Here is a 14,795-nt window from a genome sequence, read left to right on the forward strand (position 1 = left end):
GATAACCGCCCACTGTCGCGCGGTCTCGCAGAACTCGACGTTCTCGGGCAGGGTGTTTGGCTGTTCGAACATTGTCTCCCCGATGTCACATCAGTTGCAGCTCGGCCAGTCGTGCATCGAGTGCTCGGGCGGTGACCGACCCTGGCGCGCGAATGTGTACCAGACGACGTGCCTCGCGCAGCTGGGAAGATATCCGCGCGGACGCGGTGGCTGCTTCGGCCTCGGCACCGGCCAGGATCGAAGCGATTCCCGCATCCAGGTCACCGGCATCGACATAGATCGTGCCGAGCAGGATGTGCGATGCCGCACGGTCGCGAACAGCCTGCAGCATCAGAGAATCTTCGGCAGCCTCGATGGCCGCTTGCAGGTCGCCGATCTGCCGCAGTGCTTTCGCCTTCATCCGCGCCAGGTGCCCGGCGGTGCAGAAGTAGGCCAGCGACTCTTCCGGACCGCGCGTGGTGGTCACGTTGTAGCTGTCGGCGCGCGTAAGCGCCGCACGGGTATCGGACGTGTGACCCGACTTGGCGAGCGCGAGAGCCGCTATCCCTGCGACGTGGGCACGTAGCAGCGGATCGTTCGTTCGCGCGGCGCGGGCTTCGGCTGCCGCGGCTTGGTCTGCTGCGACCGCTGGTTTGCCGACTTCCTCTGTCATTCCAGACCATTCCGCAAGTGCCATTGCTCCGGCGGCGTGGTCGTCGATGCCGTCAGCGGCGTCGCGCGCCTTGCCGAATTGTCTTTCTGCCGACTCCTTGCGGCCGAGGTCGAACAGTTGCCAGCCCGCCGAAGTGCTGATCTTGCTGCGCAGCGACATCAAGCGTCGCTCGAGCGAATCGGGGACACGTGTGAGCAACGCTTCCGCGATATCGGCTTGGGTCAGGGTCGTGCGGATCGCGGCCTGCGGACCGAGCAGATCGTCCTGCAGGCGAATCTGATTCAGAATTGCCTCGAGGTTGTCGAGCGCAGCGGTATCGACACGATGGGATGTCGCAACCGCGCCTACGGTCCGTTCCAGCTCGTCGGCGTTGAGCGCAGCTATGATTGCCGGCGACGCCGCAGTGAGGACGGCGATGGCTCTCATCAGCTCTCGGCGTTGCATCTCGTCAACCTCCTCGCCACCCAAGCCCAAGAGTAGGGCAGTATCAACACCCGGCCCGGTCGGCGGCTGTGGGCCACGAGTGTCATTCGCCAGCGTAACCGTTGCGAGCGATCTGGGACCGGTTTCGTCTCGCTGCGATCCGCTATCCGCAAGGGCCCGCTCGAACCGGGCGACGACCTCTGGCGTGGCGGAGGCCAGCGCATTCTCTAGCAGTTCCCGACTGGTCGGGCGTAGCCGTGCTTCGGCGCCCTGGGCCTCCCAGTTAATTACCGTGCGCGCGGAGATGTGCAGTTTTGCCGCGAACTTGTCGACGCTCAACAGCACGGCGTCGCGCAACGCCCTCGATTCGATTCCCGTCCAACGATAGATGATCATCGGCCCAGCTCCGGCCCCCTGCTCGTGCTGCCGTCGTGGAACGAAAACTACACCGGGCCAAACGCATCCGCCCCCGATTCGCCGAACGACGATGCAGCGAATTTGCATGGAATCTGCACCGGTACGTCGTGGTTGCTTCCGCAGGCTCCGGAGACGCTGAAACAGCACCCGGCGTCGGTCCGCAGGCGATTCCTGATCACGGATACGTGCACCGGCCGCCAGGAGGTCGAAACGGGTTCGGGCCCTGTGTGGTCGGTCCGGCGCCGGTGTGCCCTCAAATGCCTACCAGGGAGCCGCCATGCACATTTCGCAGGACACTCGGGACCTGTGGGCCGCGCAGTACCGCGATTGCGCGGCCGAGCCCACCGATCTCGATCTGGATCGAGCCCGATTCATTCTCAACGATCACGCCGCCCATGGCGGCCGATGCTTGCAGTACCTCGCGGCGATGGCCTACTCCTTCGGATCTCAGGGATAGCCGACCGGAGCATGGACGCAGCCAACGAATCTCGGCCCAGCGGACGGCATGCCGAACGTACGACGGGGCTTCAGGAGATACCTGACTGGCACCAGCTCTGTGCCGCATTCCGCGGCGCGGTTGGCCATAACCCGGGCGACCATCTGATCACCCGATGGGCGCAAAGCCTCGCGCACCTGCACCGCACCCGCCACATCAACCCCGGACGCGCGACCGAAATCGACAACCGCCGAGCCGATCTCGTGACACTGATCAACAACTGGGTCAGCACCCACATTCAGCCCAGAACGAGCAGCGCCGAACATGTCGGCCGAACAGCGGACGCCCTCGCCGGAGCCTACGTCGACGCCGAGTTACTGCTCCTCGCCAACATCGCAGTGCCCGAAGACACGATGCATGCGGCGTGGTCGAGGGTGGGCTACCTCGCCACGCGGTGGGCAGACCTCGTCGCCGAGGTGATCGACGGGCAGCCCGGCATGCCGCGCCATCCGCCGGGCCCTCGATGATCATCCTCGTCACGGCGCTGGGCGCCGTCTTCGCCGTCGTCTTCATCACCGCGTGGCTGTTGACCGGTGTACCGGCGACCGGGCCGCGAGTGAGCGAGATCGACGAGCGCCTCAGCCATGAGGCTCCGATACGACCGCTGACAGTCGAGCAAGCCAACCAGCAATGGCCCCGGCATCTCGCATGCCGACTCGGCTGCTGCGCACGCAAGCGGGAAATCTTGCGGACGCTGCGCGCGGCGGGCGCGACGCCGGACATCGACGCCACACCGGGTTCATGCACTGCACCGACCAGTCGAGGTGGTCGGCATGCCCACCACCGAAGGAGGAAAACATGAAGGTTTGCAACAAATCTCGCGTTCTGCTCGCCGGATTCGCGCTTGCCGCCTCACTGGTTGGCGGCACGATGCTGGCGAGCGCGACACCGGCCGCCTATGCCGGGCCCTGCCTGTTCGGGCACGTCGACCCGAACGATGACAAGTCCGCGTGCCGCGGTTCGGATTCGGCGAAATGGCCGGAATCGGAATCGACCCCAGACGGTACCCCGGCGCTGTCGTGCACCCGGCTCAATGAAGGCCAGAGGGTCGCGACCCGACTTCCAGATCCTCTCGGCGAACGCCACTGGATATGCAAGAAGTACAAGGATTCGTGGGGCCACACCTACTATGACTGGACCGAGGTACTCGTCTCGTAGATGGGAGACTGGAGTAATGGCGGAGCCGATCATCCACACGCCCATGTATGAGCAGCTGCTGGCCGACGCCGAACGGCTCGCGCGCGATCGCGGCGACGGATGGGTGGGTGTCGAGCACGTCTTGATCGCTGCCTTCTCCGACTCCGACGCAATCTCGACCGTTGAGCTGCGCGATCGGATGGGCGTCGATCCCGCCGAACTGATCCGCCGGTTGGCACAAATCATCGATGCCCCGATCCCCGGACCGGGCGAGTACCGGGTGCGCAGCCTGGACGGCACGACCGTTATTCGGTCGGTCGACGGCTAGCCTGATCGTTCTGTCGTGCGATTGGGGACACTCGGCGAGCGAAGAGTCCGATCGTCATTGTCCACACTGCGTTCTGGATCTGTTCGGGGTTTGGTGTAGAGGATGTCGCGGGCTTGTTCTGCGGCGCGGACCATGCTTTCGCCGACGAAGTCGAGAAAACGAGCGACATTCTCGAGGCGGACTGCGGCCCGGGAGTCACGGCCGAGCACGCCGGCGGCTTGGCGGGCGATTTCGACGAGCTGGTCGTTGGATCGGGCGCTGGTGATCATGGCCTGGTACCAGAGGCCGTCGTCGACGACGTAGCGTTCGCGTCGGCGTTCGTCGCGTTCGCGGCGGACGAGGGTCTGACTTTCCAGGAACGCGATCGCTTTGGAGATCGACGCCGGGCTGACCTGGAGCCGTTGGACGAGTTCGGACGCGGTGAGGCTGCCTCCGTCGGTGGTGTAGAGGCAGGCCAGGACCCGCGCCATCATCTTGGGCAGGCCCGATGTCATGAAGACGGTGGTGAGGGCCTCTTCGTACGCACGCACGGCCTCGGCGTCGCGTCCGTGCGGCTGGGGCACCGACTCCGATGCTCGCGACGAGGCCGGCCTGCGCCGGGTGCGTCGTTCCGTGGCGCGGTGGGCCAGATCGGCGCGGTAGCCGGTGGGGCCGCCGTTGCGCATCACCTCACGCGTGACCGTCGAGGTCGGACGGTCGAGACGTCTGGCTATCTCCGCGTAGGCGAGTCCGTCTGCTAGCCCCGAGGCGATCTGCTGGCGTTCGGGCTGGGTGAGCCTGCCCCCTGGCATCGCGTTCCCCTTTCCTGCATCCGTGGATCCTTTGCGCTCTCTGGTGACTCGAACATAGCGTTAACGCGCAGTCATTGCAACGTAGCGAGCGTTCAATGTTGCGTTAAGCGAGAGGCTGTTGCAACGATTTAAAGCCTTTGATCTGCATTGATGCACTTTGAGTGCAACGTCATGGTTGAAGAACTCGCGAATGCAACGTAGCGTTTCCAACATCAGAAACAACGGCGGGAACGCCGCATCCAAGGAGAGCATCATGCAGAAGTTCGACACCCCAGCCCCGATCGCCGCCGTCCTCGACATCCCCGCCGGGCGCGTGCAGTTCATCGCCGCCGACCGCGCCGACACCACCGTCGAGATCCGCCCCGTCGACGCATCAAAGGGCCGCGACGTGAAGACCGCGGAGCAGACGACAGTCGAATACAGCGACGGCGTCCTGCGGATCGAGGTGCCGACCAAGAACCAGCTTTTCGGAACCTCCGGGTCCGTCGAGGTGACAGTCCAGCTGCCCGCGGGCTCACGGGTCGAAACCAAGGCCGCCGCCACCGAGTTCCGCGCTGTCGGACGGCTGGGCGATGTGACCTTCGACGGCGCCTACGACCAGATCAAGGTCGACGAGGCTGCCAGCGCCCACATCACCGCCGTCGCCGGTGACGTCCTGGTCGGCCGCCTGACCGGCCCCGCGGAGATCAGCACCAGCAAGGGGGACATCCGCATCACCGAAGCCGGCCGCGGCACGCTCACGCTGCGCACCGAGGCCGGCGACGTCACGATCGGCGCCGCCCCCGGGGTCTCCGCTTCCCTCGACGCCGGCACCAGCTACGGCCGAATCGACAACGCACTCAACAACAACGGCAGCACCGAACTCCACATCCACGCAACCACCGCCTACGGCGACATCACCGCCCGCAGCCTCTGACCCACTCCCGGACGGCGGCCTCGGCCTCGGCTCGGGTGCCGCCGTCGCCCTGCTCGACGCGGTCAACCTGCCCAAGCTACGAAAAACGCCTCTGACCAGCCAGTAAGGGCTGATCAGAGGCGTTTGCCGTGGCGGAGGATAGGGGATTTGAACCCCTGAGGGCGTTAACCCAACCCGCGTTCCAGGCGAGCGCCATAGGCCACTAGGCGAATCCTCCGTGGAGCAGCATACCGGTAGGGCCGGGCTGGTCGCCAAATAGGCGCGAGGGGATGGGGTGAAGTGCCTGGTGGAGCGGGGTGGCGGACCCCGGGGAATGGACCTGCGGGTGGGAGCGGCTACACTGGCCGACGGATCCCGCGCGGCGCGCATCCTGTGAACCCCCCCAGGGCCGGAAGGCAGCAAGGGTCAACGGGCTCTGCCGGGTGCGCGGGGTCCCCTTTCAAAGGGGTCGCGCGGACAGGGGATCCGCCGTCGGATAACGCCTCCAATTCCGCGCAGCGCACGGGTAACGTGAACACCGTCCGCGGATGCACGTGCGTCTGCACGGACACCATGTTCGGCCGCCGCCGCACATCGGTCCGGCCAACCCATCGTCCCTTCGCTGCTTGAAAGGCTGCCCAGGATGCCCCGGCAAACGCAGATCGGTTTGATGAGCCATGAGGAACTCGTGCACGAGCACGACACCCAGACCGCGAACTACGCGACGCTCAAGACCGAGAAGCTGACGCTGGACCTGACCCGGGGGAAACCTTCTCCGGAACAACTCGACCTGTCCGCCGCGCTGCTCGACTTGCCCGGCGAGGGGGATTACCGCGACGGCACCGGCACCGATTGCCGTAACTACGGTGGCCTGCACGGTCTCCCGGAGCTGCGGGCGATCTTCGGTGAGTTGCTCAACATCCCGGTGGACAATCTGCTCGCGGGCAACAACGCCAGCCTCGAGCTGATGCACGACGTGATCACCTACGCGATGCTGTACGGCACCAACGATTCCGAACGGCGCTGGGCGGCCGAGGACACACTGAAGTTCCTGTGTCCGGCCCCCGGCTACGACCGGCACTTCGCCATCACCGAGGCGCTCGGCTTCGAGATGATTCCGATCCCGATGCGCCACGACGGTCCCGACATCCACGCCATCGCCGAACTGCTGGCGAACGACCCGCAGATCAAGGGTCTGTGGGCGGTGCCGAACTACTCCAACCCGACCGGTGTCACGTTTTCCGAAGATGTTGTCCGCGAGCTTGTTTCGATGCCCGCCGCGGCACCGGACTTCCGGCTGTTCTGGGACAACGCCTATGCGGTGCACCCACTCACCGACACCGCGGCCCCGGTGCACGATGTGCTCGGCATGGCCGCCGCGGCCGGAAACCCGAACCGTCCGTTGGTGTTCGCCTCCACCTCGAAGATCACCTTCGCCGGCGCGGGCGTGAGTTTCATCGGCGGCTCTACGGCCAATCTGGACTGGTACCTGAGCCATGCGTCGAAGAAGAGCATCGGCCCGGACAAGATCAACCAGTTGCGTCACCTGCGTTTCTTCACCGACGCCGACGGCGTGCGCGCGCACATGCAGAAGCACCGCGCGATTCTGGAGCCGAAGTTCGCGCTGGTGCTGAAGATCCTGGAAGACCGCCTCGGCGCGTCCAAGGTGGCGTCCTGGACCGAACCGAAGGGCGGCTACTTCATCAGCCTGGACGTGCTGGAGGGCACCGCGGCGCGGGTGATCGCGCTCGCCAAGGACGCGGGCATCGCGCTGACCGCGGCGGGCTCCGCCTTCCCGTACCGGAAGGACCCGGAAGACAAGAACATTCGCATCGCACCCAGCTTCCCGAAGCTCCCCGAGCTGGAGAAGGCGATGGACGGCCTGGCCACCTGCGTGCTGCTCGCGGCCACCGAGAAGTTGCTCGGCAAGTAATCGCGGACAGATCGCACCCAGTGGCGCCCGGCACGGACTTCGTGCCGGGCGTTCGCCTACCCGAGGGCCCCGTCGGTAGGAGCCTGCCCGGCCCCGGGGCCCCGTCGGTCGGAGTCTGTCCGCACCCGGACCAGCCCGAGCGAGGCGAGTCGGCCGCGTGGTGGGTGCAGCCGGGCGAACGCGCGGCCGCCGCTTATCCGGTCTCCAGCAGCGTCTTGAGTTGCGCGAGGTCGGCGCGGTTCGCCCGGCGGATCGCTGCCTCCAGCAGGGGTGCCGCGATCTTCCCAAGTCCACTCGGCTCGCCCCTGTTGCGCAGCGTCATACGGGTGCCGCCCTCCGGCGTGTCCGCCCAGGTGTAGGTCGTTTCCATTGGAAACGGGCCCTCCGCGGTCCGCATCACCAACCGCTCGCCGGGCACATAGTCCACGACCTCATAGGTGTAAGTCAGCCGACGCCCCAGGAAGTGGGCGACGAATGACATCCGCGAGCCGACCCCCAGCGGCGGCTCCGTTTGCCAGGTGGCGCTGTGTATGCGCGAGTACCAGGCCGGAGCATGGGTCGGGTCGGCGGCGAAGGCCGCGACCAGCTCGCGCGAGCGGTCGATCTCGACTTCGGTCAGCACGTCGACGGCCATCGGGCCGGTTCAGCGTGGTTTGTGTGCGAGGACGGCGAACATGGTGACCGAGAGGTGGATGTCGCCGCTGGCCGCGCCCGCCTCGAGGTCGGTGAGCAGTTGATCGCGCTGCGCCTCGGTGATCGCGCCGCGCGCGACCGCCATCGCCGAGATCCTGGTGACCAGCGAGCCGACGCCGACGCTGCGGTCCTGTACCAGGGCTTGCGAGCCGATGTCGTCGACCACCAAACCGGCCTTGGTGAGCAGGCCGGGGATACGGCGGCCGGACAGCGGGTTGGTGGTCGCCGACACGAGCGTGTCGATCACCTCGCGCACGACCCGCCGGTCGCCGGGGTGCATGATCGCCGTGCCCCAGTCGCTGTCCACCACCACGACGCGTCCGCCGGGTCGCAGCACGCGCGCGATCTCGCCGGCCGCGCGGGCGGGGGCGGTCAGGTGCTGGAAGACGCGCTCGCACAGCACGGCGTCGAAGCTGTCCGAGCCGAACGGCACACCGTAGGCGTCGCCGGAGTGGAACTTGGCCGTCGAGCCCGCCTCGGCGGCCCGGCGTTCCGCGGAAGCGAGCAGGTGCGGGTCGGGCTCGACGCCGACGGCGCTGCCGTTCGGGCCAACGGCTTCGGCGAAGGCGATGACCTCCCTGCCGGTGCCGGAGCCGATGTCCACGGCATGTTCGCCGGGTCGCAACGCGAGCGCTTCATGCGCCCAGGCGCGCAGGCGGCGGATACCGGGTAGCGCGGCCTGGAGGTCACGCACGTCGACAAGCTGGTCCTGACCTGCTCGGTCGAACCGATCTGGGCGCAATCCGGAGGTGTTCATAGGCCCGTGTCCATCCCTGGCCATTGCCGTCGTGTCTGTCGGTGTCGCCGTCATCTGAGGCATGGCCTGGAGCCTACGCGGCGTGTCGTCTACCCGCGCGTAGGGCATGTGAGGAGAGTCACAATTTATGTGTATTGTCGGTGAACCGGGTGCTTGCTTTCGTGAGTACATGGGTAACTCGCCGGGTACGCCCAAAACCCGAGCGGCACCCAACGCAGGACCTGAACGCGGATCCCGCGGCACCTACTAGTACGGCCTGAATACTCGGAGAGGCGGGACAACATGCTGTGCCTGGCGCAGGACGCCGAGGCGGACACGCTTCTGACCGAGGACCACTTCGCCACGTTGCTCGGAATGCTCCTGGACCAGCAGTACCCGATGGAGCACGCCTTCCGCGGCCCGAAGAAGATCGCCGACCGGATGGGCGGGTTCGACATCCATCGCATCGCCGAGGCCGACCCGCAGGAGTTCGAGGATCTCGCCGCGACGCCGCCCGCCATCCACCGCTACGGCCGTTCCATGGCCCGGCGTGCCCAGGAGCTGGCCCGCTACGTCATCGAGCACTACGACGGCAAGGCCGAGAACATCTGGACCGCGGGCGACCCGGACGGCAAGGAGGTGCTGCGGCGCCTGAAGGACCTGCCCGGCTACGGCGAGCAGAAAGCCAAGATCTTCCTGGCGCTGCTCGGCAAGCAGCGTGGCGTGCGGCCGGAGGGGTGGCGCGCGGCGGCGGGCGCGTACGGCGAGGAGGGCTCGCGCCGCTCGGTTGCCGACGTGACCGACGCGGAATCCCTGGCGCAGGTGCGGGAATTCAAGAAGCAGGCGAAAGCGGCCGCCAAAACGACCTAGCGTGGCGGCCGTAACTCGCGGGTTGCCTATTTGAAATCTACCTGCGTTTTTTCCTCGTTCTTCCGGAGTTTGTAGCCGATGCTTTCGGCTGGAACAGCTCCACCCGAGATGAGGGATTGCAGGACATGAGGATGAGGAAGCTCGCCGTACTCGCGGCGCTGGTGACCGTGGCGACCGGAGTGGCCGCGGGTACGGCCGGTGCCGCACCGGCGGAGGAAAGTGCCGAGGGCGCGATCAATTTCACCGCGCATGCGACCGATACCCAGTCGATCATCGAAACCGATGCGGGCTCACTGGTCGTCGAGGAGGAGGTATTCAAGGTGAAGGCCTCCAACGGTACCGTGGTCGCGGCCACGCCGCTGCGGTTTCAGCTCGACGATTTCGAATTCCCGATCGCCGCAGCGATTTCCGGCCGCAGCGCCACCCTGACCCCGATCTTCGACCGGGAGCACGCGGTCTACAAGCCGGTCGCGCTGCCGTACGAGGACAAGGCGCCGTGGAAGACCGAGTACGACCGTGAGGTCGCCGCCTGGACCCGCCTGACCAGTACGATCAGCGCGGGCGCCACCATCGGCACGCTCGTCGGCGGCCTGGCCGGCGGCGCTGTCGGCTGCGTGCTCGGCGGCATTGCCGGAGCGACCGTCGCCTCCGCGGCGATCGTCGGCCTGTTCGGCGCGTTCATCCCGGCCGCGGCCATCGGCTGCCTCGGCGGCATCATCGCGGTCGGTGCGCTCGGTACCCTCGCGGGCCAGATCCTGATCACCGCTCCGGTGGCGATCGGCGCCGCGATCCAGTACTTCACGACGATCAATCAGCCGTTCGCCGCGCCCGCGAAGTAATCCGTCGCGCGAAAAGACCCCGCCCCGAGGCTCTCTCGGTGGATCGGGGTCTTTTTCGTGCGCTCACGACCTGCGGAAACAATGTGTGGGTGCGCACAACGGCGAGTCGAGGGTTGGTGCGTCGCGGATATCGGTGTTAATTTCAATGACATGTCTGCCGGCCGATGGAACCTCCCGCGGGTCACGTATGTGACCGCCGCGCTGGGTCTGCGGCTGCCTTTGACGCGCGAACTGTGTCACCTTTCTTGCTGCAGCTGAGCAGCTTTTCCTGCTCATTTGCTGCCTCGCCGCCCATGTAGGCATGTCCCGTTGGATAACGGGACTTCAGCAAGGATCCGCACAATGTCCCTTCCTACCCTCGACCGATCCGTCTCCAGGGTTGCCAGCGGTCGTGCCCGGGTTCAGCGTCCCGTGGTCGCTCCCGAACTCCGCATCGGCGACAACCCGGCGGCCGCGGTCCTGCGCGCCGCGACCGGCGGCCCTGTTTCCCGCGACAACGCCGCGCGGACAACGGGTTTGAGCATCGCCACGGTCAACCGCCAGGTCTCCGCGCTGCTCGCGGCCGGCCTGCTGCGCGAGCGCCCCGACCTGACGGCCTCGGGTGCGGTGGGGCGGCCCCGCGTCCCGTTCGAAATCGATCACGATGCCTACCTGACCATCGGCATCCATATCGGCGCCGCGGCCACCAAGATCGTGGCCGCCGATCTGCGCGGCCGCATTCTCGGCGGTCTGGCCATCGCCACCCCGCAGACCGGGCAGGAGTTCGCCACCATCACCCTCGCCCGCAGCGCGAAAGCGTTCCTGCAGCGCTGGCATCGGCGCAAGGCATTGTGGGCCGGGGTCGCGATCGGCGGCCGGGTCGATCCGCTCACCGGCGTCGTCGATCATCCGAAGCTGGAATGGCAAGGCGCCCAGGTCGGTTCGGTGCTCGGTGAGGTATTGGAGCTACCGGTGTCGGTGGCGCCGCACGTCGAGGCGATGGCCGCCTCCGAGCTGCTGTTGCCCACCGGCGAGCCGAAGGACAAGGCCCGGGTCGAGCGGGGCAGCAGCCTGTACTTCTACGTGCGCGAAACGGCCGGTGTCGCAGTGACTTTGGACGGTCGCGTGCACACTCCGAGCAACGGCCCCGGTTCGATCGCGCACTTGCCCACCGGCTCGGACGTGGAATGCACCTGCGGACGTCGCGGCTGCTTGGAGGTGACCGTGGGCGATCGCTCACTGCACTCCAGGGCGGTCGGCCGCGGCATCATCCCGGCCCATAACGGAACCGGAGGCTCGACCATCGCCGACCTGTACCGGGCGGCGGAGGCGGGGTCGGAACCCGCGCGCGAACTGCTGGCCGAACGAGCCACCATCCTCGGGCAAACCGTGGCCATGGTCCGCGACATGCTCAACCCGGATCGGGTGGTCCTCGGCGGTCAGGCCTTCACCGCCTACCGGCCCGCAGTCGCCCATGTGGCGCACGCGTTCAACCAGAGCTCCACGCTGCCGCCGACCGATATCCGGATCAGCGGATTCGGTGGGAAGGTGCAGGAATTCGCCGCGGTGGTGACGTCGCTGAGCGTCCTCTACGCCGATCCGCTCGCCGCGATCCGGCGAACAACGTTGAGCGACTGAGCAATACGAGAAAGGGCGACCGGCCACGTGGCTGGTCGCCCCTTTCTCGAGTGTGCTCGGAAAAGTCTTAGCGGTGCCGATCGCCCGCGCTCGCGAACAGCCCTTCCAGCGCGGTGATGAAGAACGGGAAGTGGCTAGCGAAGCGCTGGAGGTTGCGCTCACGCTCGAAGCCGGTGAACCAGTAGAGGCCGGGTTGCGCGTCGGCTGACGGATCGAGGTCGCGGAAGACCCGGATCCAGTTGTCGACGCGGCCGCCGATCACCGTGAACGGCAGGGCGCGAGAGAACACCGTCTCCTGGTCGATCGGGGGGATCTGTTCGCGCCGCGTCGCTTCCAACCCGCGTTGCAGCGCACGGATCTGCCGGGTGAGCTCCAACCCGCGAGCCGTGCGGACCGGCAGGTACTTCGGCAGCAGCAATGTCGCGACGCCACCGAGGGCGATGGCGACGCCGACCAGGGCGTGCCCGGAGGTCAGGGCGAGCACGACGGTCGCGGCGATACCCGCGACGACCAGCGCACCGCCCAGCCACACCGGGAGACCCGGGCGGCGGCGATCGAGGAAGTTGCCGCGAGCGACGGCGTCGGCGAGCAGCGCGGTGTGTACCGGACCGGCGGCGATACGGCCCGGCTCGCGCAGCTCGGCGAGTGTCACCGCGTCGGTGCCCGCGGGCAGCAGCGCTTGGTAGACGGCCTTCTCGTAGTCGCGCAGCTGATCGTCGGGGGCGTTCACGCGGGTGATCCGCCAGTCCCGGTCGCTGAGCGGAGCCAGCCGGATGTATCGGCGCACCGCGAGATCCACCACGGTGGCGGCGATGTCGATGGGGTCGACATACCCGTCCAGCAGTAGGCCGGCCTCACCGGGCAGCACGCCATCGGGCGAGGTGAACTGCACGCGGTCGCTCTCGCGCAGCAGCGGATCGATCGTCGCCGAACCGCTGCCGGCGGCGGCGTCCTGACGACGGGCGCGCAGCACGAACGCGACCAGGCCGGCCAGGGCGAGCAGCAGGACGCCGAACGCGACGAGTACCGGGCCGGTGATCGCGAAGGGACCTCCGGCGCCGCTGCCGCGCACGTCGGCGTTACTCGGCACGGTGCCCGGCGGCAGCTGCAGGGTCAGATCGATCGCGTCGCCCTTGTGCAGGTCGGTCTGCTCCAGGAAGAGCACTCCGTCGGATTCGATCTTGACGTCGGCGCACGGCCGCGTGTTGCCGGGCGGGCCGAGTTTGCAGTCGACGATGCCCATTTCGAAGCTGGGGCTGATCAGCGTCGCGCTGATCGCGGCGATATCCGCGTTGAGCACGCCGAGCCAACGGAATACCTGGGTTCCGGGCGCGTCGCTGACCGTGTTCCGCACCGAGTACCTGAAGGTGGATTCGCCGGGCTTCGCTTCTATGGTGAACTGGTCGTTCGCCACCGTCGCGGTGCCTGCGCCCTCCGTATCCACGTCGGTGACCTGGAAGACGCGCTCGGCGTCGTCGCTCACCTTCAGCCGCAGTGGAAGTGACATCCGGAACGAGCCGTCCGGCGGCACCGTCACCTGCTCGACCACCTCGAGGACGCCCTCGCGGCTCAGCTTCAGATCGGCGGTGATGGTTACACCGCTCGGTGCGGGCTCCGTGTGGGCGACCGGGGCCGACGCGAGCATTCCCGCGGAGGCGAGTAGCAGCGCGCCTACGGCGGCCCCCCGAAAAGTCAGCATGGCTGCCTACTCTAGACAGCTTGCTATTCTGCGTCAGCGGCTGTCGGCGATCACTGAGATGAGGGGGTACGGGGGCGTGACACAACCACCGTACGGACACGGCGCGGTTCCGCATGGCGGGCGCCCGGTTCCGCCGCAGCCCGGTTACGGTGCGCCCTTCGGCTCGCAGCCGGGTTATGGCCCGCCTCCTGGTTACGGTGCTCCGCCGGGGTACGCCGCGCCTCCTGGTCACGGTGCTCCGCCGGGATATGCCCCGCCGCCCGGGTATGGCCCGCCGCCCGGGTATGGCCCGCCGCCCGCCCACGGTGCGCCGGGTTATCGCCCGCATGTTCCGCCGCCGATGCCCTATGGTCCGCCTGGACGTCCGCCCTATCCACCGCCGCGCAAACGCGGTGGCGGCGGCTGGATTGCGCTGCTGGTCGTGGTCGTGTTCCTGGTCGCGGCCGGACTGGTGCGCAACGCGATCTCCGTCGGACGCGACGACAGCGACGCGTCCGGCCCACAGCCCACCTTCACCTTCGACCCTCAGCCGGACGGCTCGGGACCCTCGGAGACCGGCAACAACCCGCTGCTGACCGACCCCAACGCGACGCTGCTCCCGGCGCGGTGCGACTACTCCCCGTGGGGAACCCAGGTGGACGCCGCGCGGAAGTTCTTCGAAAGCGCCGCGTCGTGCCTGGAGGCGGCGTGGAAACCGGTGCTGCGCAAGGCGAATCTGCCGTTCCAGCCGCCCACGGTGAACGTCAGCGCGACCACGTCCGGCATCACCACGCCCTGCACCGGATCGACCAGCAACTTCGCCGCGTTCTACTGCCCGGCGAACAAGACCATCTACATGCCGATCAGCCAATTGCAGACCGACTACTTCAAGGACAACTGGGTGGTCTACCTGTCGGTCTTCGCACACGAGTACGGACATCACGTGCAGGCGATGTCGGGAATCCTGCGCCGGGCCAACAGCGAGCGCGCCGACGTGGGGCCACGCAGCGCCAAGGGGCTGGAATTGTCGCGCCGAGTCGAGTTGCAGGCCAACTGCTTCGACGGCATGTACCTCTCGTCCTCGGCGGAGGGCGGCTCGCTGACCGATCCGCAGCTCACCCTCGCGCGCAAGGATGCCTACGGCCGTGGCGACCAGGCAGGGGACATGCGCGACCACGGTTCGTCCGAGAACGGCGGTCAGTGGTTCGAGACCGGGCTGGACAAGAACCGTGCGGCACAGTGCAATACGTTCATCGCGTCGGCGAGCTCGGTGAGCTGAGGGGACGATCC

Annotated in this window: 15 protein-coding genes, 1 tRNA gene and 1 other RNA gene; 11 read left to right on the forward strand and 6 right to left on the reverse strand. The window is 67.3% G+C overall.

The genetic code is table 11. The features are described from left to right. Positions 1–85: 85 nt before the first annotated feature. Complete coding sequence (locus tag ACWPXK_RS03845) at positions 86–1,471, reverse strand: helix-turn-helix domain-containing protein (RefSeq protein WP_454194603.1); 1,386 nt, start codon at positions 1,469–1,471, stop codon at positions 86–88. Between the two features lie 298 nt (positions 1,472–1,769). Here ACWPXK_RS03845 and ACWPXK_RS03850 point away from each other — a divergent pair, with 298 nt between their 5' ends. The 4 genes from ACWPXK_RS03850 (at position 1,770) to ACWPXK_RS03865 (ending at position 3,453) form a co-directional block, all read left to right on the forward strand. Further along, entirely contained in the window at positions 1,770–1,949 is a 180-nt protein-coding gene (locus ACWPXK_RS03850; protein ID WP_454194604.1) for a hypothetical protein, read from the forward strand. Positions 1,950–1,960: 11 nt separating this feature from the next. Then, positions 1,961–2,455 carry a DUF4254 domain-containing protein gene (locus ACWPXK_RS03855; protein ID WP_454194605.1) on the forward strand — a complete coding sequence of 165 codons (495 nt, stop codon included), beginning with the start codon at positions 1,961–1,963 and terminating at the stop codon, positions 2,453–2,455. Between the two features lie 181 nt (positions 2,456–2,636). Beyond that, positions 2,637–3,146, forward strand: coding sequence for a hypothetical protein (locus ACWPXK_RS03860; protein WP_454194606.1), 510 nt, complete (start codon positions 2,637–2,639; stop codon positions 3,144–3,146). Positions 3,147–3,162: 16 nt separating this feature from the next. Then, the gene (locus tag ACWPXK_RS03865; RefSeq protein WP_454194607.1) at positions 3,163–3,453 is read left to right on the forward strand and encodes a Clp protease N-terminal domain-containing protein; all 291 of its coding nucleotides are present in this window, start codon (positions 3,163–3,165) and stop codon (positions 3,451–3,453) included. On the opposite strand, the gene ACWPXK_RS03870 is transcribed toward ACWPXK_RS03865, so the two are convergent. Beyond that, the gene (locus ACWPXK_RS03870; protein WP_454194608.1) at positions 3,450–4,244 is read right to left on the reverse strand and encodes a helix-turn-helix domain-containing protein; all 795 of its coding nucleotides are present in this window, start codon (positions 4,242–4,244) and stop codon (positions 3,450–3,452) included. The two genes, ACWPXK_RS03865 and ACWPXK_RS03870, sit on opposite strands and share 4 nt — an antisense overlap. Positions 4,245–4,497: 253 nt before the next feature. Between ACWPXK_RS03870 and ACWPXK_RS03875 the strand changes: the two genes are divergently transcribed. Continuing rightward, entirely contained in the window at positions 4,498–5,160 is a 663-nt protein-coding gene (locus ACWPXK_RS03875) for a DUF4097 family beta strand repeat-containing protein (protein ID WP_454194609.1), read from the forward strand. 129 nt (positions 5,161–5,289) lie between these two features. Here ACWPXK_RS03875 and ACWPXK_RS03880 read toward each other — a convergent pair. Then, positions 5,290–5,377, reverse strand: a tRNA-Ser gene (locus ACWPXK_RS03880). A gap of 129 nt (positions 5,378–5,506) precedes the next feature. Here ACWPXK_RS03880 and ffs point away from each other — a divergent pair. Further along, an RNA gene (gene ffs / locus ACWPXK_RS03885) (signal recognition particle sRNA small type) lies at positions 5,507–5,601 on the forward strand. Positions 5,602–5,782: 181 nt separating this feature from the next. After that, the gene (locus ACWPXK_RS03890) at positions 5,783–7,072 is read left to right on the forward strand and encodes an aminotransferase class I/II-fold pyridoxal phosphate-dependent enzyme (protein ID WP_454194610.1); all 1,290 of its coding nucleotides are present in this window, start codon (positions 5,783–5,785) and stop codon (positions 7,070–7,072) included. Between the two features lie 193 nt (positions 7,073–7,265). Here ACWPXK_RS03890 and ACWPXK_RS03895 read toward each other — a convergent pair whose 3' ends face one another. Both ACWPXK_RS03895 and ACWPXK_RS03900 read right to left on the reverse strand, forming a co-directional pair. Beyond that, positions 7,266–7,706 carry an SRPBCC family protein gene (locus ACWPXK_RS03895; RefSeq protein ID WP_454194611.1) on the reverse strand — a complete coding sequence of 147 codons (441 nt, stop codon included), beginning with the start codon at positions 7,704–7,706 and terminating at the stop codon, positions 7,266–7,268. 9 nt (positions 7,707–7,715) lie between these two features. Further along, positions 7,716–8,522: a methyltransferase domain-containing protein gene (locus ACWPXK_RS03900; RefSeq protein ID WP_454194612.1), complete on the reverse strand. Its 807-nt coding sequence runs from the start codon at positions 8,520–8,522 to the stop codon at positions 7,716–7,718. Positions 8,523–8,804: 282 nt separating this feature from the next. On the opposite strand from ACWPXK_RS03900, the gene ACWPXK_RS03905 reads away from it, so the two are divergent. The 3 genes from ACWPXK_RS03905 (at position 8,805) to ACWPXK_RS03915 (ending at position 11,827) form a co-directional block, all read left to right on the forward strand. After that, positions 8,805–9,371 carry an HhH-GPD-type base excision DNA repair protein gene (locus tag ACWPXK_RS03905; protein WP_454194613.1) on the forward strand — a complete coding sequence of 189 codons (567 nt, stop codon included), beginning with the start codon at positions 8,805–8,807 and terminating at the stop codon, positions 9,369–9,371. 125 nt (positions 9,372–9,496) lie between these two features. Continuing rightward, positions 9,497–10,210: a hypothetical protein gene (locus ACWPXK_RS03910; RefSeq protein ID WP_454194614.1), complete on the forward strand. Its 714-nt coding sequence runs from the start codon at positions 9,497–9,499 to the stop codon at positions 10,208–10,210. Positions 10,211–10,552: 342 nt separating this feature from the next. Then, the gene (locus tag ACWPXK_RS03915) at positions 10,553–11,827 is read left to right on the forward strand and encodes an ROK family protein (protein WP_454194615.1); all 1,275 of its coding nucleotides are present in this window, start codon (positions 10,553–10,555) and stop codon (positions 11,825–11,827) included. A 67-nt stretch (positions 11,828–11,894) separates the two neighbouring features. Here ACWPXK_RS03915 and ACWPXK_RS03920 read toward each other — a convergent pair whose 3' ends face one another. Further along, on the reverse strand, positions 11,895–13,526 hold the full coding sequence (locus tag ACWPXK_RS03920; RefSeq protein ID WP_454194616.1) for a DUF2207 family protein: 1,632 nt from the start codon (positions 13,524–13,526) through the stop codon (positions 11,895–11,897). A 340-nt stretch (positions 13,527–13,866) separates the two neighbouring features. Here ACWPXK_RS03920 and ACWPXK_RS03925 point away from each other — a divergent pair, with 340 nt between their 5' ends. Beyond that, a complete protein-coding gene (locus ACWPXK_RS03925; RefSeq protein WP_454194617.1) occupies positions 13,867–14,784 on the forward strand; it encodes a neutral zinc metallopeptidase in 918 nt (305 codons plus the stop codon). Positions 14,785–14,795: the final 11 nt, after the last annotated feature.

The organism is Nocardia sp. Marseille-Q1738, from assembly GCF_965283145.1.

Excerpts from the sequence above, each read along its gene's own strand:
- ACWPXK_RS03855 (WP_454194605.1), top strand. The coding sequence starts at position 1,961 with ATGGACGCAGCCAACGAATCTCGGCCCAGCGGACGGCATGCCGAACGT.
- ACWPXK_RS03860 (WP_454194606.1), top strand. The coding sequence starts at position 2,637 with ATGCCGACTCGGCTGCTGCGCACGCAAGCGGGAAATCTTGCGGACGCT.
- ACWPXK_RS03920 (WP_454194616.1), bottom strand. The coding sequence starts at position 13,526 with ATGCTGACTTTTCGGGGGGCCGCCGTAGGCGCGCTGCTACTCGCCTCC.
- ACWPXK_RS03905 (WP_454194613.1), top strand. The coding sequence starts at position 8,805 with ATGCTGTGCCTGGCGCAGGACGCCGAGGCGGACACGCTTCTGACCGAG.
- ACWPXK_RS03910 (WP_454194614.1), top strand. The coding sequence starts at position 9,497 with ATGAGGATGAGGAAGCTCGCCGTACTCGCGGCGCTGGTGACCGTGGCG.
- ACWPXK_RS03850 (WP_454194604.1), top strand. The coding sequence starts at position 1,770 with ATGCACATTTCGCAGGACACTCGGGACCTGTGGGCCGCGCAGTACCGC.
- ACWPXK_RS03845 (WP_454194603.1), bottom strand. The coding sequence starts at position 1,471 with ATGATCATCTATCGTTGGACGGGAATCGAATCGAGGGCGTTGCGCGAC.
- ACWPXK_RS03900 (WP_454194612.1), bottom strand. The coding sequence starts at position 8,522 with ATGAACACCTCCGGATTGCGCCCAGATCGGTTCGACCGAGCAGGTCAG.
- ACWPXK_RS03870 (WP_454194608.1), bottom strand. The coding sequence starts at position 4,244 with ATGCCAGGGGGCAGGCTCACCCAGCCCGAACGCCAGCAGATCGCCTCG.
- ACWPXK_RS03865 (WP_454194607.1), top strand. The coding sequence starts at position 3,163 with ATGGCGGAGCCGATCATCCACACGCCCATGTATGAGCAGCTGCTGGCC.
- ACWPXK_RS03915 (WP_454194615.1), top strand. The coding sequence starts at position 10,553 with ATGTCCCTTCCTACCCTCGACCGATCCGTCTCCAGGGTTGCCAGCGGT.
- ACWPXK_RS03890 (WP_454194610.1), top strand. The coding sequence starts at position 5,783 with ATGCCCCGGCAAACGCAGATCGGTTTGATGAGCCATGAGGAACTCGTG.
- ACWPXK_RS03875 (WP_454194609.1), top strand. The coding sequence starts at position 4,498 with ATGCAGAAGTTCGACACCCCAGCCCCGATCGCCGCCGTCCTCGACATC.
- ACWPXK_RS03925 (WP_454194617.1), top strand. The coding sequence starts at position 13,867 with ATGCCCTATGGTCCGCCTGGACGTCCGCCCTATCCACCGCCGCGCAAA.
- ACWPXK_RS03895 (WP_454194611.1), bottom strand. The coding sequence starts at position 7,706 with ATGGCCGTCGACGTGCTGACCGAAGTCGAGATCGACCGCTCGCGCGAG.